This is a genomic window from Burkholderia sp. AU44665 (assembly GCF_030504405.1).
GTDB classification, from domain to species: Bacteria; Pseudomonadota; Gammaproteobacteria; order Burkholderiales; family Burkholderiaceae; genus Burkholderia; species Burkholderia semiarida.
Map to the genome: position 1 here is coordinate 152,766 of NZ_JAUJRI010000001.1, position 16,792 is coordinate 169,557.

Below are 16,792 nucleotides of genomic sequence, written 5' to 3' on the forward strand. Positions count from 1 at the left end.
CATGAGACTGGAGCGACAACGACGTGACCGAACCGGGTGTGAATGAATTGAATGCCGTGCTGGCGCGTGTGCCGTCGGTCGAGCGCGTGCTGTCGTCGGCGCCGCTGCAACCGCTCGTCGCCGACCATGGCCGCACGCGCGTGCTGAATGCCGTGCGCGCCGAACTGGAACGCTGGCGCACGGCCGCCCAGCACGATCCCGCGGCGGCCGAGCCGCTCGACGAGCCGCGCATCGCCGCTGCCGTCGCGCGCACGTTGGCCGCGCAGAACGCAGGCGCCGTGCGCACCGTGTTCAACCTGACCGGCACCGTGCTGCACACGAACCTCGGGCGCGCGCTGCTGCCCGATGACGCGGTGCGTGCGGTGGTCGACGCGCTCACGCGGCCCGTCAACCTCGAATTCGATCTCGCCACCGGCCGCCGCGGCGATCGTGACGACCTGATCGACACTTTGCTGTGCGAACTGACGGGCGCGGAAGCCGCGACCGTCGTCAACAACAATGCGGCGGCCGTGCTCCTGACGCTGTCGGCGCTCGCGACGAAGCGGGAAGTGGTCGTGTCGCGCGGCGAGCTGGTCGAGATCGGCGGGGCATTTCGCATTCCCGACATCATGAGCCGTGCCGGCGCGAAGCTGCGCGAGGTCGGCACGACCAACCGCACGCATCTGCGCGACTACGCGGACGCGATCGGCCCGCGTACCGCGCTGCTGATGAAGGTGCACTGCAGCAACTACGCGATCAGCGGCTTCACGAAGGAGGCGACGCTCGCCGAACTCGCACCGCTCGCGCGCGAGCGCGGCGTGCCGGTCGCCGTCGATCTCGGCAGCGGCACGCTGGCCGATCTGACGCAATGGGGGCTGCCGCACGAGACGACCGTGCAGGAAACCGTCGCCGCCGGTGCAAACGTTGTCACGTTCAGCGGCGACAAGCTGCTCGGCGGGCCGCAGGCGGGCCTGATCGTCGGCGATCGCGCGCTCATCGCGAAGATCAAGAAGCATCCGCTCAAACGCGCGCTACGCGTGGGCAAGCTGACGCTCGCGGCGCTCGAACCGGTGCTGCGCCTGTACCAGTCGCCCGAATTCCTGCGCGATCGGCTCACGACGCTGCGCCTGCTGACGCGCCCGCAGCGCGAGATCGCCGAGGCGGCCGAGCGCGTGCGGCCGGCGCTGCAGGCTGCGTTCGGCAGCGGTTTCGACGTGACGGTCGAACCGATGTTCAGCCAGATCGGCAGCGGCGCGCTGCCGGTCGACCAGTTGCCGAGCGCCGGCCTCGTGGTGCGCTCGTCGGACGGCAAGCGCAGCGGTCGCGCGCTCGCGCAGCTCGAGAAACGGCTGCGCGAATGGCCGCGCCCGGTGATCGGCCGCATCGCCGACAACGCGCTACGGCTCGACCTGCGCTGCCTCGAAGCGGCCGACGAAGCGGCGTTCGTCGCGCAGTGCGCGCCGCTCGCGGGGCCCGCTGCATGATCGTCGGGACCGCGGGACACATCGACCACGGCAAGACCACGCTCGTGCGTGCGCTGACGGGCGTCGACACCGATCGGCTGAAGGAAGAGAAGGCGCGCGGCATCTCGATCGAACTCGGTTACGCGTATACGCCGCTCGACAACGGCGACGTGCTCGGCCTGATCGACGTGCCGGGCCACGAGAAGCTGATTCATACGATGGCGGCCGGCGCGTGCGGCATCGACTTCGCGCTCATCGTGATTGCCGCCGACGACGGCGTGATGCCGCAGACGCGCGAGCATCTCGCGATCCTGCAACTGCTCGGCGTCACGCATGGCGCCGTCGCGCTGACGAAATGCGATCGCGTCGATGCCGCGCGCGTCGTCGAGGTGCGCGACGAGATCGCCGCGTGGCTGCACGATTCGACATTGGCCGGCGTGCCGATTTTCGAAACGCGTGCGACCGTTGCCGACGATCCGGGCGTCGCCGCGTTGAAGCAGCACCTGGCCGACGCGGCGATTGCGTGGCGCGCGCGTCGCGACGACGGCCTGTTCCGGCTCGCGGTCGATCGCGTATTTACGCTCGCCGGGCAGGGTACCGTCGTGACGGGCACCGCGTTCGCGGGCCGCGTCGCGACGGGTGACACGCTCGCGATCGTGCGCACGGGCGGCGCGGCCCGCGTGCGCAGCATCCATGCGCAGAACCGGCCGGTCGAGGCTGGCCGCGCGGGCGAGCGTTGCGCGCTGAATCTGGCCGGCGTCGACAAGGCCGACGTCGAGCGAGGCGACACCGTCGCCGATGCGCGGCTCGTCTCGACGTCGCCGCGCCTGGATGTCGAGCTGACGCTGCTCGCGGACGCCGGGTTGACGCTGACCCACTGGGCGCCGCTGCACGTGCATCTCGGCACGCTGCATCGCGTGGCTCATGTCGCGCTGCTCGACGGCGACACGCTCGCGGCGGGCCAGCGGATGCGCGTGCAACTGGTATTCGACGAGCCGGTGTTCGCGCTGCCGGGCGACCGCTTCATCGTTCGCAATCCGCAGGCGACGCGCACCGTCGGCGGCGGCCGGGTGCTCGATCCGTTCGGGCCGGCACGCAAGCGCCGCACGCCCGCGCGCCGCGCGTGGCTCGATGCGCTCGCGGCGTGGCTCGACGAAGGGCGCCTCGACGCACTGCTCGCGCAGGCGCCGCTCGGCATTGCGCGCGCGATGCTCACGCATCTGACGGGCTTTGCGCCGAATGCGCTGGCGTTGCCGGACGACGCGCTGGCGATCGGGCAACGCGATGCCGCGTCGAACGAAGGCGCGGTGGTTTCCCATGCGCACTGGCGTGCGTTGCAGACGCGGGCGGTCGATACGCTGCGCGTGTATCACGAGCGCATGCCCGACGAACAGGGGCTCGACGCCGCACGGCTGCGGCGGATGGCTGCGCCGCTCGTTGGCGATTTGCTGTGGCGCGCGCTCGTCGATGCGCTGGTGGCAGGCGGCGAAGTCGCGCGCAGCGGGCCGTGGCTGCATCTGCCGTCGCATTCGGTAAGCCTCGAGCCGCGCGAGGAAGCGCTCGCGCGGCAACTGCTGCCGCTGATTCACGCGGGGCGCTTCGATCCGCCGTGGGTGCGCGACCTGGCCCGCGATACTGGCGCGGCCGAGGACGCGGTGCGCACGCTGCTGCGCAAGCTCGCGCGGCGCGGCGACGTGCACCAGGTCGTGCGCGACCTGTTCTATCATGCGGACGTCGCGCGCGAACTGGCGGCGCTGGTCGCGCATCTCGCACCGTCGCGCGGCGGCGGGCTCGATGCCGCGACGTTTCGCGACGCGACGGGGCTCGGTCGCAAGCGCGCGATCCAGATTCTCGAGTTCTTCGACCGGGTTGGGTATACTCGCTTCCACCGCGATCTTCACTACCTGCGGCCTGACAGCGGTTGGGTGGGTATTCAGGCGTAGGCGCTCGTTGTTCTTCGGTTTCTTTTCCCGCGGAAGGCATTCGTATCCGGTGGTACGGCTGGACTTCAAATCCAGTTGGGGGTGTCAGACACTCCCGGGTAGGTTCGACTCCTGCTGCCTTCCGCCAGTCATGGCTTCTTGCGCATTCCGGCGCCTTCCGTAAACGCCCTGTAGATCCCACCCGTGAAGTAGCGGTCCGCGCGAAGGAGGGCGGGGCGATGTTCACAATCGTGGTGTCGAGCACGATCATCAGGACGCCCACGCAGCGCACGGCCCGCGCAATCCAGCGTTTCGATTCGTCGATCGATGCGTGATGGACAGCGCCTCCTGCCCGTGGTGATCGCTCCATTTCATGAGCCGACGCCTGCGGACGCGGCATCGGTCGCCGGGCGTGATTCGATGGACGCATCCTGGCCGATGGCCGGGGCGCATCAACCGATGGCGGGCCTTCTTCTACGCCGGGCATAAAGCAAATCCCCTTCCGATACACGGCGAGCCCGCCGGCCTGTCGCACCGATCGCTTCCATCGCCGCGGTCGGTATTCTTCTCCGTTCTCTCTTCGCATCCCGATCGTTCCGTTCGCATCGCGTCGGCAAAAGCCGACCCGATGCAAGAGACTAACCGCCAGGGGACGTCCACCGCACGAGCCGGCAGCTAGCGCGGCACGGCTGGGCGCGGCGCCGCCGTGCGCTTTTTGATTGCAGCACTCCAGCAGACGAGGACATCGTGACTTACACAGGATGCAGGGACGAGATTGCCGGCGGCCTAACCAAGGTGCTGTGGACGGCTTCGCAGCTCGACGACGAAGCCGACTTCGAGGATCTCCTCGAGGCGATCCGCGTGCTTCGGCCCAAGTGGCCCGGGACGGGGACGGTCGCCGCGTGGCGCTACGTCCGGCGCCAGGCATGGGGCGACGCGCGCCGCGTGCTCGAAGACGACGACACCGAAGCGAAGCGCTCGGGGCTTCATACCGCGCTGATGGCGGTGTGTCTGTTCGGCCTCGAAGACCCGCTGTGGCACAGCTATGCACTCAGCGCGGCCGAGCAGCGCGAAAGCATCGAGGGCGCGAAGATCGGCGCGCGTCTGCTCGAGCGTGCCGCCAAGCTCGACGCCAGCGTTCAAGCGCCTGCGTCCACCGACGCGCCGGCGAGCACGCACGGCGGGCCGGCCGACAACGGCGGATTCTCCGCGTCGATGACGTGGGTCCGCGCATGAGTATCCGTTTTCATGTTTTCCGCGCGCCGGGCGATTCGCATTTCAATCGCAGCCTTCGCATCGGTGCGCTTGTAGCAGCGACAGCAACCTAGACTGACTTTGCTTCGTAGTACCCACGGTCACGCAACACTTACCCGACAGGAAGGAAACATCATGAATCTGAACGTTCCGAGTATGACCACTTACCCCACCGATCCGGCGAGCTACCTGCAACGGCTGACCAACGGTGCCTCGGCGAGCTCGACGCAGGACGTGCTCAAGGATCTCATCGGCCTCATCAGCCAGTTGCTCAAGCAGATGCAGACGGGGCAGAACGGGCAGCCCGGCGGCATGCCGGGCGGCGCCGGCGGTGCTGGCGGCATGCCCGGTGGCGGCGCGGGCGCGATGCCCGGCGGTGTGGGCGCCACGCCCGGCGGCATGGGGGGCGCGGGCGCCATGCCGGGCGGCACCGGCGGGATGACGGTGCAAAACGCGGCGGGCGTGCTGGCCTCGTACATGGGGCAGCATGGCATCAACGCGTCGGACCCGAACACGATGTACAAACTCGCGACGAACGCCGACGGCGGCACGCCACCCACGGTGCAGCAAGCGGCGCAGACCATGCTCGCGAACCCGGCTGCCTACCAGCAGATCGACACGCACGACGTGGCGGGCACCGACGGCAAGTCCGCGGTCGGCAATTTCCAATGGGCGGCTCAAGGCGGTCTCGGCGCGGCGGGCAACGCAACGGGTGGCGCGGGCGGCGCGGCGGGGCAGTCGGGGGCGACGGGCGGCTTGCCTGGCACGGGCGGTTTCCCGACGAACACCGGTACGCTGCCGACGACGGGTGGCTTGCCGACGACGGGCGCGACGGCAGGCTTCACACCCGGTACGGGCGACCTCTTGAAGGACGGCAAGCCGCTGCAGATGGCCGACGAGGGCAAGGCGCTGGCCAATTTCAACGCGCAGGACGGCGCCGACTTCCAGGCCATGGAAAGCGCGTTGTCGCACGGCGACGGCAATGCCGCGGCGAAGACGCTCGCCAACGCGGTGAAGTCGGGCAAGCTGAGCCAGTCGGATGCGGCGGCGATCGGTGCACAGCTGCAGCAGACGGCGAACGCGCATGGCGGCGGCAAGATCAGCCACGACGCGAGCAAGGCGCTTTCGGATGCGCTGGGCGGCGCGAACGTGCTGACGCCGGGCAAGACGCGCGCCGCGATTGCCTTCGAGAACATCACCGGCATTCACACGGGTACGATCGCCGGCGTCAGCACGAAGTAACGTCGCCGGCCGTTCAGGCGATCATCCCGATCGGCGACCCGAGCGGCCGCCGATCGGGAGGTGCAGGAAGCAACGATCGGTGACAAGCGGCCACAATCGGCGGCCGCGCTGCGATACACCGCAGCGCGGCCGCTTCGTCGTTTACCCGCGCAACCGATGTCCCGATTCAGCCCTCCATCTGCCGACGAAGGGACGCGTTCAGCGGGCTCCATTCGAGCAAGGCGACGAAGCCGTCCTGCGCGGCGACCACGACCCAGCGCCGGTACTGATGCACGATCTGCCCGGGCTCGTACGTGTGTGCTTCCTGCCACGCGGTGGCGCGCCTTACGTGGACGGTCGTGCCGAAGAGCGGCGCGATCGATTCGACGTTCCCGCAGGCCCGCACGACGCGCATCACCTCGGCCACGGGCCGCGCGAAATCGATCGTGCGCTCGGCATCGGCAACGCGCGGCCAGTAGCTGCCCGCACCTTGCGGACGCCGTTCGTTCCAAAGCCGATCGAAGTCACGGGCCACGCGCGTGGCCAGCCGATGGGCGGCCATCTGCAGCTTCAGTTGCAGCGTCTCGTGCCATTCGTCGGCATCGAGCGGAAAGCATTCGGCATCGACGATCTCCCCGGTATCGAAATCGGCATCGATTCGATGGCAACTGACGCCCCACTCGCGCCGCCCCTCGAGGATCGCGCGCATGGCCGGGTACGGGCCGCGCCCGTCGGGCAGCGGTGACGGATGGAAGTTGGCCGCATGGCGCAGATAGGGCTGCCACGCCGGAATCTTCCAGTTGTAGCCGGCCACGATCAGTGCGTCGCATTGCCGTTCGGCGAGCCGGCGCAGATCGTCTTCGTTCATGCGTGACAGCTGCACCGGAATACGCAGCTTGTCCGCGCGCTCGACGAGTTCGCTATTGAAGTCGAGCCGGTTGTCGACCGGAATCGAGTAGAGCGCCACAGGCTCCCAGCCGGCGGCGACGAACGCGTCGAAGACGACACGCCAGCGATCGAAGCCGGCGAACGCGAATCGCATGATCGGTTCTCCCTTTCGCATTGAAGGTCAGGGCGGCATGGACGGCGATGACGGCCGACGGCCACCCCGCTTCACGGTAAGCGCGCACGGTGGCGGATAGCCCGCGTATCCCGAAGTTTCGTCGAGTGCCGCGAACCGGCGAATCATCGCCGGCTGCGCGCCGCGGCGAGGGCGTCGCGATTGCGCGCGCCGCCGCGCCGCGCGTCAAGACCTCAGCCCGAGGTTTTTCTTGATGAGGTCCTCCGCCGTCTTCGCGGCGGTTGCCGTGAGGCCGGGCTGCCCGATGATGTTGGCGATCTGTTTGAGCCGCTCGCTGTCGGTCAGCGGTACGGCACTCAGGCCGGAAGCCGATGTATCGCGCGGCGCCGGCGCCTCTTGCGGTTTTTCGCGCCGCGCGCGTGCAAGCTGCGAAAGCAGCAGTGCCGCTTCGCCCTTCGGAATGCCGCTGTCCGTCAGCAGCGTGTGCGCGGCGATCAGATCCTGGTTGCGGCTCGCGCGCGGATGGTTGCCCACGATCGCGAGCGCCTGCCTGGCGCGCTGCGAGGCTGATGCATCGACTGCCATGTCGGCACCCGCGAGCGCCGCGAGCGTGGCCGGATCGAGGCGCCCGATGCTCCTGGCGACCATCGACAGAATGTGCTTGACCACGATGTCGCGCTCGGCATCCTTGTGTACCTTCGCCTTGTCTTCGGCGTGCATGCCCGAGATCAAGCGCTTGCCGAACGACGTCGTGCTGTTGGCGTAGCGGCGTGCATCGTCATAGAGCGACGCATAGATACCCGCCTGCGCCTGCGGGCTGCGCAAGTCCGCGGGCAGGCCTTCGTCCGCCGGCCGCGCCTCCATGGCGCGCAGATCGTCGATCTTCGCGCGGCTCGTTTGCAGCGCCGCGCGCAGGCGCTCGTCCTGCGTCTGGCCCGTGTAGTCGTGCGGGGCCAATACCGTGTCGACGTAGCGTTGAATCGTGGCGGCCTTCGCATTGCGCAGGTTTTGCCGTCCTTCGACAAACGGCTTCTTCAAATCGAGCGCTTCCTTGACCGCGTTGGTCAGGTGCCCGGATGCCGCGAGCGGCGCCAGCGCGCCGTGCGAGCCGCCCACGAGCAGCCCGCTTGCCGTCAGGCCGATGGCGGACGTGACCGACTGGTAGAGCGCGCCGTTACGTTGCTTGCCCTTGTTCTCGGCGATGCTCATGGCGGTCAATACGTCGCGGGCATGCTGCGTGAGCGGATGCGCGTCGTCTCGCGCAATGCGCGAGAGCTTGCCGGTGTCGTATTGCCATTGTCCGTTGCCGTTTTTCGTCAGCAGCAGGTTGTCGACCTGGTTGGGCATCGGCGCGCCCGGCGGGCGTTTTTCGGGGTGCTCGAAGCGTTCGACGTCGGCGGCGAGCATCGCCTTGACCTTGTTTTCGTAACGGCGATGGATCGAATGCGCGGCGGCGGCGGCCGAGCCCGAGGCCAGCGCGTTCACGAGGTCGGTGGCGGGCGCCGCGTCGTAGCCGAACTGCCCGTGCGCCGCCGTCGATACGCCGTTCAGGCCGTCTTTCGCGGGCCGCTTGGCGGCGAAGGCCGTCAACGTCATGCCTTTGCGGTTGACGCCCATCGCGTGCGCGAAATCGGCGAAGCGCCGGCCTTTGCCGCCGGCACCCGGCACGAATGCGCCGATGTCGTCCACACCGGGCTTCTGCGGTGCGATAGCCGCGGCGGGCTTGGGCGCAGCGGGCGCGGTGGGCGGACCTTCCGCGCGCGGGCGCTTGCCGAGGCCGCCGAGCGCGTCGATGAGCGCGCCGGCACTCGCGCGCCGGGTTGGCACCGGCGCGGGCTTCGCTCCCGTGGACGGGCCGGGGTCGCTCGGCGTGCGGGTGAGGGCGGCGGATTCGATCGCACGCGACCGGAACTCGATCTTCGGTGGAGCAGCCATGATGTTCTCGGACCAGGAGACAGGATGGACTGGACTGTGCAGGCCGGTCATGACACTCCCGTGAACCGCGCGAAGCGTCGTCCGGATTGACGAAGCAGGTTCGCGGCGGCCTGCCGCCGAGCCGTCTCGCGGGTGTCGCTCATTCGGTTTTCGCGGTGCGGCTTCGCGCGCGCGAACGCGTTCGCATCCGCATTCATTAGATTGGAACGAGGGCCGGCTTCGCGCGGTTCGGTTCCGCGCGTTTCATCGAACGCGCGTTTCTTTCACGATCAAGGAGAAAACGAATGAGCTTCATCGGCAATATTGTGAAAAGCGTGGTCGGGGATGTCACCAAGGCTGCCGGGGATGTCCTTCATGGTGTCGGCAACGCGCTGCACGGCGCGGCGACGTTCGGCAAGGGGCTGCTGAGCGGCAACCCGAAGGAAGCCCTTGCGGGGGCGGGGGCCATTGCGACGGGTGGGCTCGAGGCGCTCGAGGGCGGCACGGCGCTCGCGGAAAACCTGACGCCGGAGGGCGCCGCTACCGCACTCGCATTGGCGGGCGGCAAGGAGGCGGTGCGAACGCTGACCTCGGGCACGGGCGCAGCCTGATGCACGGACGGTGACGAGCATGATGGAGCTTCTTACCGAACTGCCGGCCGATGCGCCGGCCATGGCGCAGGCGATCATCGAGCATATCGAGGCCAACGAGCTGGACGAGGCCGAGGCGCTGCTGGCGCGCATGCACGATGTCTACCCCGAAACGCGCGAGGTGCACGTGTTTGCCGTGACGATCGCGTTGGTGCGCGGGCGTCCGCACGATGCGTGGCAGATCGTGAACGGATTGCCCGACGATCGCGCGCCCGAACTGAAGGCAATCTGCCTGAAAGTCCTCGACGATCCGTCGTGGCATGGCTATGCGACGGCACACGAGGACAGTGCCGATCCCTACGTGCGCCTTGCCATGCGGCGCCTGCTCGAACGAGACTGATGCCCGATTGCACCGCGCCGGATCGAATCGTCGTGCAAGCCGATTCGGCGCAATCGGGCTCTCAGCCTGCCACCCGATAATGATGTACGCGCCTGGACCGCACCAGCCGCGCCTGACGCATCAACGATCGAGCCCGATAGGGCCGACGTCGTGTCCGAGCAAGCGCAACGCTTGCGACATCCTCCCGCTGCCGTCGCTTCGACGAGCCTCCTCATGAATACGGCGCACCGCCGCCAGCGCCATCGCGTCGCAGATTTGATCTGCGTGGGCGCGACCGGGTAGTTCGTAAATTGCCGGCGAGCGGTGTTCTCGCGCGGCAAAAAAATCCCGCCCGGACATCGGGCGGGATCGTGCGAGCTTCAAACGCGCCCGGAGGGCGGACGCGTTCGCGTTCAGAAACCTTGCGCGAGGAATTGCTCGGCGTACTTGTTGCGGTTTTCCATTTGCGGATCGGTGGCCTGTTCGTAGTCCTTGTCCCAGACCAGGGCCGCTTGTTCCGCCGTCGTCGTCTGCTTGATGTCCGTGATCGTCTTGCTGTACGTCGTGTCGAGTTCCTGATTCATGAAGCCGATGTTGGCTTCGAGGCTGCCCGGGTCGAGCCCGTGCTCCTTCGCATAGTTGATTTCGCCCTGTTTGCGTGTGCCGCCCCATTGCGCAAGACCCCAGCCGTTGGCGTTGTCGTCCGCGAAGTTGCCGGAGGGCGCGCCCTTCGCGCCGCCTTGATTGACGTTGCCTTGCAGCCCGCTTTCCTGCTGCAGGTTGCCGAGCACGCCGGCTACCTGCGCGTCGGTCAGGCCGTAGCGCGATTTGAGATCCTGTGCGATGGCGTGCGCGGCGTCGCCGCCCGATACAGTGGGCAGCGTGTTGCCGTGGCTGCCGCCGCCACCGCTTCCACCGCCGCCTATGCCCGGCGCCGCGCCGCTACCGCCCTGGCCGCCACCGCCGCCACTCACGCCAGCGGGTGCGGTGCCGCCGCCGCCGGCATAGGCGGGCGGCGCGGAGTACGAAGGCGTACCGCCGCCGATGCCGCCCACGCCACCCGCATCGCCTGAATTCTGGCTGGAGGGATCGAGAATCTGCTTGATTTCTTCGATGAGCAACTCGAGCAGTTGTGCGAGCTGCGATTCGTTCGTGCCGCCAATGCCGCCGACATCATCGATGCCGTTCAGATAGCCGGCGTTATAGCCTTGTACTGCTGTAGTGGACATGATTTTCTCCGCGTGAGAATGACGGTATTCATCAGCTGCTGATGGAGGGCCGATAGCGGCCGCCCGCGAAACCTAATTTATTGCCCGGCGCTTACAGTGCGTTGACGGATGCGAAGTCGTCGTCGGATTGCCGAACCGCGTGGCGACCGCGATGCCGATGCAAGCGGCTTGCGGCAGGCGAGCCGCCGCGCCACCGATGCGGCCACCTGCGCGAACCCGCGTCGTTTCGCTTGCTCGGCGCACCGCGGTTGCTCAGGCGGTCGTGCGATGCATCACGCCCAGTTCCACCGCGTTGTCGGCGCCGATCGTTCGCCCCTCGTTCGACCGGTTCGACGGGCCCGACGTGCTCGCGGCAAACGGCAGGCATCCCGCGATGATGAGCAGTGCGCCCAACGCGTTCTCCGCGAAGCTCTTGCCGCCGGCGGACCAATCGCCTTTACCCTCCACGGCGTGATTGACCACGGCGGTGGCGGCATAAAGGGAGAGGAACAGGCTGAGACGCGCGATTCCCGCGCCGGCCGCCTTGTCCCCGAGCTGCCTGGCCGTGCTGGTTGCGGAGGTGTCGATCTTGCCCCAGCTCAGGCGCAGCGTCTTCAGTTCATCGAGCGCCTTGCCCGTGAAGCCGTGCGTCGCGATTTCCGAGGCCACGCGTCCCCCGATCGCATCCAGCCCCTCGCCGGCGGCATTCGCCGCCGAATAGCCGAACAGGCCTTTGATCGCTGCGTTGCTCTTCGTGTGGTGAATGAGGCTGTCGACGTAGGACGGGGCCGACCATTGCGAGCTGCCCTGCGCGGTGTTCACGGCGAGCTGGTTTCCGAAATACGGAGCGTCGTTGAGCAGCTGACCTCTGACGGGGTGCTCGTAGCCTGCGTCGTGATTGCCTTCGAGCGGGCGGAACACGTTGATCACGTCGCGCGCCAGGTATGCGTACGATTTGATCGCGCTAGGCAGTATGCTGGAGAGCTGCCCAAGGTGCCCGTTGCCCTCGTCGTTCTTGCCGGTATAGGCTGCGGTGGCCACTGTTGCTATCAGCGCGAAGATCTGCGCACCGTGGCCCGCGTAGGTCTTGTTGTCCGCGGCGCCGGTATGATACTTGTGCAACATCGCGGCCAGGTTGCCCATCGCGGCCGCCGTGAACAGCGTGGCCGTAATGGCGCCGCGTGTTTCGGGCCCGGCACCGGTCTTGTCGAGGACTGCTTCGGCAGCCATCGAGCACAACTCCCGGAAGAGCGTGGCGCCGCCGGTTGCGACGAATTCATGACTGAACGCGTTGACGAGGTTGGCCGTCCACCCTTTGAGCGGTTGCGCGGCGCCGTAGGGATTCCGGGTCAGCATGTCGCCGACGTTCGAGATGAACGACTGGATCTGTCCCGGCCGGGACAGCGCGGCCGACAGGTTGTTGGTGATCGAGGCGGCCGATGCCGGACGTGTGCCCTCGGTCTGCGCGACCGAGATCTCCGCGGGCACCGATGTCGCGGCGGCGGCCAGCGTGCGGGTTTCCGGCGCTACCCGGGACGACGCGCTCGGAACGGTTGCTTCGGGCGGGCTTTCGGAATCCTGAATGTTGATGTCGTGCGCGACGACGTGAGGCGCCGAGAAGCTGGCCGGCTTCGGGGAGAGGGCGCTCCGGGACGCCGTGTCGTGCCCCTTGGGCAACGAAGGTGTGTCGGGCAGGCGCGACGATGAGGCGTCCGCGTGGGAAGGCGTCGTGAAAGTGTTTTTTGTCGGCATCGGTTCGTCTTGCGGTGGCGCGGCGCTCGTCGTTGCCTTTTCTTCGAGCGCGGGCGCCTCTTTCGGGAGCGGCACCGGGCTGGCCGCGCGCGACGTGTCGGGTGTCGATTCGGCCTCGCTCGTCGTCGCGGCTGTCAGCCCCGTGGCCGCCTTCTCGTGCGGCAACGGGCTGCCCGAACGCGACGTGGCCGATTGCGTGTCGGCAGCTTTCGTTTCCACGGTCTCCTGATGTCGAACGGACGCCGCACTGTCGTGCTGCGATGCAGGCGTGTGTGGCTGCGGTTCCTCGTGTACGGGCACTTCTTCGCTCGACTCCCCGCCGCCCGACAAGTTGAGCACCGGTATCGTCCCGTCTTCCAAGGCTGCACGTTGAGCGCCCAGCTCGCCCGAACCGGGCAGCGACCGTGAGCCGCCTTGGCGGCCGATCGCGGAGCCTGACGACGATGCGCGCGTAGGCAGCGAGCTGCGCCTGACCGGCGTAGGCGCCGGCAGCGGCGGCGATGGGAGCTGCTGCGCCGTCCCGGCCGGTTGCGATGTTGTCGAAAGCGGGCCCGGCTGCGCCGGTGCATGGTTGCCGGTGTGCGCCGGAAGGGCGGGTGCATTGCCCAGAGCGCCGAGCAATGCGCCGCCGGAGGGGCGCGGGCCGGTCATCGATGCGCTTCGTTGGCGTGGGGCCGGCGCGGGCTGCGTGTTGTCGCGCGGGAGGTCGAGCGATGATGACCGTACTTGCGTGCTGTTTCTGATCGGCATGACGTTTCCTTTCGGTTGATTTCGATCGTTCGACGTCGCCTCGCGACAAAGGCCCTGATGGACTTTCGCGCTGCCTCATCGCGTCCAGGCGGTCGACGTGCCTCGCCCGTCGATTCCGTCTTCGCGCTTTGCGAACGTGGGTTCTCGTGTTGGAAAGGTAAAACGACATAACGGTGGCAGCCTGCCGATTCCGAAGTGGCGTGCAAAAAAGCGCACGTCGATGCCGGCGCGGTGCTGCGCGTGCGGATCCATTTGCGCGTTTCATCGCATTTGCCGCATGCGCGCTTCGCAATTTCGCTCGCCGCGTCGCGTCGCTTGCGTGGCGCAATGCCGTGGAGCATAAGCTTGGGCTTGCATTCCTCGATATCGCTCCGCGTGAGTGGGATGCGGGGACCGTGCCGCACCGACATCGAGCGATGTTGCTGGCGACGGAAATCGTCATGTCACTCAAGGAGTTCGCCATGAACAACTTAGGAATTCGACCGGGGCTCGTCCAGTCCCGTGTCGCGGAGTTCGAGAAAGGGACGAAGAACGGTGCGACCGACGGCGCGCAAAAACAAGCGCCCGCGCGCACCAAAGGCCAACTGGACGGGCTGTCCAGCTTCAAGGGGGCCGACGGCGCGCCGCCACCTCCGCCTCCGCCGCCGCGCAACTTCGCGAGCCTGCCGGGGCGTGCGGGGAACGTCGGTGCACAGGTGCTGAGTTCGGCGCTGCATGCCGGAAGTCACTTTCTGCCGCCCGGCGTCGCGTCGACTGCAATGCATGCGGCGGGGGACATCGTGCGTCCATCGGCCCTCGGCGCAGGGGACCCCGTGACGCAAATGGCCGCGATGCAAAACGACTTCATGCAGCAGCAAAGCGAGATGACGCGGCTCAACAACGCGAACACGTTGGCGGCCGCCGTCAACCAGCAGTCGCAGGAGCTCACATCGGCGCTGGCGTCGGTGGGTAACAAGGGTGCCAGCAACATTTCGAACGCCGCCAAGGGGCAGTAACGGCTGCGGCGGGCCGCGGCGTTTTCGCGCGCGGCTCGCGAACGCCCCGGTCTGATCGTCCACGCTTCCTGCCTGCCTTGTTCCTGCTTCGTCTGCGCTTGGTGCTTGCCCTGGCGCTCGCCATGCGGGACGATTTCCTCATGCAACGTCGCATTCTCGCTTGATGACGTTCGCTGGCAGCCGGGTCTCCCCGGCTACCCCCTCGTCTTACTGCCCGTCATCCGTCAGCTTCATGCGCTCGACGATTCGTTCCACCGAACGCGCGTAGCGGTCGCGCTCGGCCGGTGTCTCCGAATGGTAGGCACCGATCGCCGCCCAGGTATTCCCGTACTTGACCATCATCTTGTGCAGGTGCCACGCAGCCACGTAGACACTCAGGCATGGGTTCATGAGGTCGTCCGCCGAGACGCCGTAGCGCGACAGCAGCGGAAGGTGAATCGAGTTGATCTGCATCATGCCGTAATCGGTCGAACCGTTCCGGTTGCGATGGAGCGCGTTCGCGTTGCCATGCGATTCTTGCCACGCGATCGCGCGCAGCACGACGGGGCTCACCTGCTGATAGGCTGCGGCCGCCGCAAAGCAGTCGGGAGTCTGGGCGCGCACTTCGGCGGGCCGCGCGGACAGAATGGCAAGCGCCAGCACGAGCGCCGGCTTGGGGGGGAATGGTCGCATCATGGATCATCCGGTAAGAGAAGCGGTGCGGGAATCGCTTCGCACCGACGTGCGAATGAAAACGCCGTCCGACCCACGCATTTGCGTTTCGTCGGACGGCGTTGGCGAAAAAAGCCGTGGGCCGGCCGTGTTGGCGATCGGCGGTGCAGGCGCTTGGGCGCCGCACACCGCTGCCCTCAGCGGCCCATCGTCTCCGACGGCGCTTCCTGGAACACGCGCCGGTAGCCGTTGACCAGCGTCGAACGATGGCGCACGCCCCACTTGTTCGCGACGTCGAGCACGCGCGTGGCCGGTGCGCCGTCGTCGAGCAGATCGCCGCGAATGCGCTCCATCCGCTGGCGCCGGATCAGCTCGCTCGGCGACAGCCCGAGGTGGTTCTTGAACGCTGCCTGCATCGCGCGCTCGGTCACGCCCACATGCGATGCCACTTCGCGCACCGAAAGGTCCTTTTGGTCGAGGTTGTCCATCAGGTAGCGATAGGCGCGGCGGTATTTCGCCGGCAGGCGGGCGCTCACGTCGTCGGAGCGCTGCGCCGTGCGCGACGCCTGCATGTGATCGGCCGCGGCGGCGGGCATCGACATGCTGTCCGCGCGCACGTGCTGAATCGACGCGAGCGCGTAGCGGCCGTAGAACTGCGCGAATTCCTGCGTGCGCATCTGCTGCTGCATGATCTTCGCGCGGCAGTAGAGGTAGTCGAGGTACCAGCGCGCATGCTGGCTGCCTTGCGAATTCGCCGCGCCGGACGCATCGAGCATCGCTTCGGCTAACGGCGTCGCGTGGCCGGCGATCGCGGCCAGCGTGATTTCCAGGCACAGGCTGCGGTGGTAATCGTTGAGGCCGGCCTGGCGACTCCAGCTCACGTATTGCTTGAGCGTTTCGCCCGCGCTCGTCCGGCCGTCGGCCAGCGAAACGAGCCGGCTCAGGTGCGAGAGTCGCTCGGCCAGCAGCGGCAGCACGGTCCCGGCGGGCTGCGAGCCGGGTACCGGTGCCTCGCTCGGCTCGAACTCCGCGATGGCCGAGCGCCAGTAGATGTGGTCGGCGAGTCGCTCCGCACCGTGCAGTTCGTGCTGCGCGAAGAGGTCCCGCCGCAGCGCGTCCACGAGGTAGCTCCAACGGCGATCGCCATGCGTTGCCGCCAGAGCGGCCAGCTCGCCGAGGCGATGGCACGCTGCCTGGATCAAGCCCAGATGAAACGAAACGAGCGTCGCACCGAGGAGGCTGTCGAGACGTTGGCGCGGCGTGGCCGCCTTTTCCTCGCCGACGCGCTTGAAGCAACTGAGCGCGACGTTGAACTGGTTGCGGAACAAGGCTTGCCAGCCGGTATTGCGGCACGACGCGATACGCAGACCGTCGCGATGGGCGCGAATGGCTTTTTGCGCGCGGCGATACGTTTCCTCCGCTTCTTCATGGCGGCCGAGCATCAGCTCGAGGTCGGCGCAGACTTGCAGCTGTGCGTAGCCGGGCTGAGCTTGCGCCGTGTCGGTATCGGCATGGCGTGCGGCGTGGCGGACAGCGTCGAGAAACTGGCCGTGGAGCATTTTCGAGGCGACGTCCGCGGGGGTGTCGTCGAAAGCGAGGGCCGAGGCGGCGGCGAAGTAGATCGTTGAGAACATGTCGTGCTCCTGACTCAATGAGCGATGCGTTAAGCGGCGTGAAACGATTCGTGAAGCCG

13 protein-coding genes, 1 tRNA gene and 1 pseudogene are annotated in these 16,792 nt (G+C 67.6%); 8 read left to right on the forward strand and 7 right to left on the reverse strand.

Annotated elements, in window-relative coordinates; translation table 11 throughout:
- Positions 1 to 23 precede the first annotated feature (23 nt).
- The 5 genes from selA (at position 24) to QZM15_RS00695 (ending at position 5,860) form a co-directional block, all read left to right on the forward strand.
- Complete coding sequence (gene selA / locus QZM15_RS00675; protein ID WP_099317255.1) at positions 24 to 1,463, forward strand: L-seryl-tRNA(Sec) selenium transferase; 1,440 nt, start codon at positions 24 to 26, stop codon at positions 1,461 to 1,463.
- Positions 1,460 to 3,385, forward strand: coding sequence for a selenocysteine-specific translation elongation factor (gene selB / locus QZM15_RS00680; protein ID WP_302105568.1), 1,926 nt, complete (start codon positions 1,460 to 1,462; stop codon positions 3,383 to 3,385). Before selA ends, selB begins: the two co-directional genes overlap by 4 nt.
- Before the next feature lie 31 nt (positions 3,386 to 3,416).
- Positions 3,417 to 3,512: transfer RNA gene (locus QZM15_RS00685), tRNA-Sec, on the forward strand.
- A gap of 599 nt (positions 3,513 to 4,111) precedes the next feature.
- Positions 4,112 to 4,600 carry an HrpB1 family type III secretion system apparatus protein gene (locus tag QZM15_RS00690; protein ID WP_059582696.1) on the forward strand — a complete coding sequence of 163 codons (489 nt, stop codon included), beginning with the start codon at positions 4,112 to 4,114 and terminating at the stop codon, positions 4,598 to 4,600.
- Between the two features lie 153 nt (positions 4,601 to 4,753).
- Positions 4,754 to 5,860: a hypothetical protein gene (locus QZM15_RS00695; RefSeq protein ID WP_060009478.1), complete on the forward strand. Its 1,107-nt coding sequence runs from the start codon at positions 4,754 to 4,756 to the stop codon at positions 5,858 to 5,860.
- A 166-nt stretch (positions 5,861 to 6,026) separates the two neighbouring features.
- Here the strand turns inward: QZM15_RS00695 and QZM15_RS00700 are convergent, their stop codons facing one another.
- Both QZM15_RS00700 and QZM15_RS00705 read right to left on the reverse strand, forming a co-directional pair.
- Positions 6,027 to 6,881 (reverse strand): methionyl-tRNA formyltransferase, encoded by an 855-nt coding sequence (locus tag QZM15_RS00700; RefSeq protein WP_059582691.1) that lies wholly within the window; start codon positions 6,879 to 6,881, stop codon positions 6,027 to 6,029.
- 204 nt (positions 6,882 to 7,085) lie between these two features.
- The gene (locus tag QZM15_RS00705; protein ID WP_302105569.1) at positions 7,086 to 8,846 is read right to left on the reverse strand and encodes a hypothetical protein; all 1,761 of its coding nucleotides are present in this window, start codon (positions 8,844 to 8,846) and stop codon (positions 7,086 to 7,088) included.
- A 233-nt stretch (positions 8,847 to 9,079) separates the two neighbouring features.
- Between QZM15_RS00705 and QZM15_RS00710 the strand changes: the two genes are divergently transcribed.
- Both QZM15_RS00710 and QZM15_RS00715 read left to right on the forward strand, forming a co-directional pair.
- Positions 9,080 to 9,385 carry a hypothetical protein gene (locus QZM15_RS00710; RefSeq protein WP_059582687.1) on the forward strand — a complete coding sequence of 102 codons (306 nt, stop codon included), beginning with the start codon at positions 9,080 to 9,082 and terminating at the stop codon, positions 9,383 to 9,385.
- Between the two features lie 61 nt (positions 9,386 to 9,446).
- Positions 9,447 to 9,764, forward strand: a complete 318-nt coding sequence (locus tag QZM15_RS00715) for an HrpB1 family type III secretion system apparatus protein (protein ID WP_244110501.1) — start codon at positions 9,447 to 9,449, stop codon at positions 9,762 to 9,764.
- Between the two features lie 12 nt (positions 9,765 to 9,776).
- On the opposite strand, the pseudogene QZM15_RS00720 reads toward QZM15_RS00715, so the two are convergent.
- The 3 genes and pseudogenes from QZM15_RS00720 to QZM15_RS00730 form a co-directional block, all read right to left on the reverse strand.
- Positions 9,777 to 10,065, reverse strand: a pseudogene (locus tag QZM15_RS00720) (IS3 family transposase); the annotation flags it as partial.
- Positions 10,066 to 10,156: 91 nt separating this feature from the next.
- Entirely contained in the window at positions 10,157 to 10,972 is an 816-nt protein-coding gene (locus tag QZM15_RS00725) for a phage tail tip lysozyme (protein WP_099317267.1), read from the reverse strand.
- A 252-nt stretch (positions 10,973 to 11,224) separates the two neighbouring features.
- Positions 11,225 to 13,453 carry a hypothetical protein gene (locus QZM15_RS00730; RefSeq protein WP_302105570.1) on the reverse strand — a complete coding sequence of 743 codons (2,229 nt, stop codon included), beginning with the start codon at positions 13,451 to 13,453 and terminating at the stop codon, positions 11,225 to 11,227.
- 440 nt (positions 13,454 to 13,893) lie between these two features.
- Here QZM15_RS00730 and QZM15_RS00735 point away from each other — a divergent pair, with 440 nt between their 5' ends.
- The gene (locus QZM15_RS00735; protein ID WP_226231624.1) at positions 13,894 to 14,448 is read left to right on the forward strand and encodes a hypothetical protein; all 555 of its coding nucleotides are present in this window, start codon (positions 13,894 to 13,896) and stop codon (positions 14,446 to 14,448) included.
- A 207-nt stretch (positions 14,449 to 14,655) separates the two neighbouring features.
- Here QZM15_RS00735 and QZM15_RS00740 read toward each other — a convergent pair whose 3' ends face one another.
- A complete protein-coding gene (locus tag QZM15_RS00740) occupies positions 14,656 to 15,123 on the reverse strand; it encodes a lytic transglycosylase domain-containing protein (RefSeq protein WP_060311204.1) in 468 nt (155 codons plus the stop codon).
- Between the two features lie 173 nt (positions 15,124 to 15,296).
- Positions 15,297 to 16,733 (reverse strand): helix-turn-helix transcriptional regulator, encoded by a 1,437-nt coding sequence (locus QZM15_RS00745; RefSeq protein ID WP_059582676.1) that lies wholly within the window; start codon positions 16,731 to 16,733, stop codon positions 15,297 to 15,299.
- Between the last annotated feature and the right edge of the window lie 59 nt (positions 16,734 to 16,792).

What these genes read in the sequence shown, in the direction of transcription:
- QZM15_RS00740 (WP_060311204.1), bottom strand. Translation starts at nt 15,123, where the DNA reads ATGATGCGACCATTCCCCCCCAAGCCGGCGCTCGTGCTGGCGCTTGCC.
- QZM15_RS00700 (WP_059582691.1), bottom strand. Translation starts at nt 6,881, where the DNA reads ATGCGATTCGCGTTCGCCGGCTTCGATCGCTGGCGTGTCGTCTTCGAC.
- selB (WP_302105568.1), top strand. Translation starts at nt 1,460, where the DNA reads ATGATCGTCGGGACCGCGGGACACATCGACCACGGCAAGACCACGCTC.
- QZM15_RS00710 (WP_059582687.1), top strand. Translation starts at nt 9,080, where the DNA reads ATGAGCTTCATCGGCAATATTGTGAAAAGCGTGGTCGGGGATGTCACC.
- QZM15_RS00695 (WP_060009478.1), top strand. Translation starts at nt 4,754, where the DNA reads ATGAATCTGAACGTTCCGAGTATGACCACTTACCCCACCGATCCGGCG.
- QZM15_RS00715 (WP_244110501.1), top strand. Translation starts at nt 9,447, where the DNA reads ATGGCGCAGGCGATCATCGAGCATATCGAGGCCAACGAGCTGGACGAG.
- QZM15_RS00745 (WP_059582676.1), bottom strand. Translation starts at nt 16,733, where the DNA reads ATGTTCTCAACGATCTACTTCGCCGCCGCCTCGGCCCTCGCTTTCGAC.
- QZM15_RS00705 (WP_302105569.1), bottom strand. Translation starts at nt 8,846, where the DNA reads ATGACCGGCCTGCACAGTCCAGTCCATCCTGTCTCCTGGTCCGAGAAC.
- QZM15_RS00725 (WP_099317267.1), bottom strand. Translation starts at nt 10,972, where the DNA reads ATGTCCACTACAGCAGTACAAGGCTATAACGCCGGCTATCTGAACGGC.
- QZM15_RS00735 (WP_226231624.1), top strand. Translation starts at nt 13,894, where the DNA reads ATGTCACTCAAGGAGTTCGCCATGAACAACTTAGGAATTCGACCGGGG.
- QZM15_RS00730 (WP_302105570.1), bottom strand. Translation starts at nt 13,453, where the DNA reads ATGCCGATCAGAAACAGCACGCAAGTACGGTCATCATCGCTCGACCTC.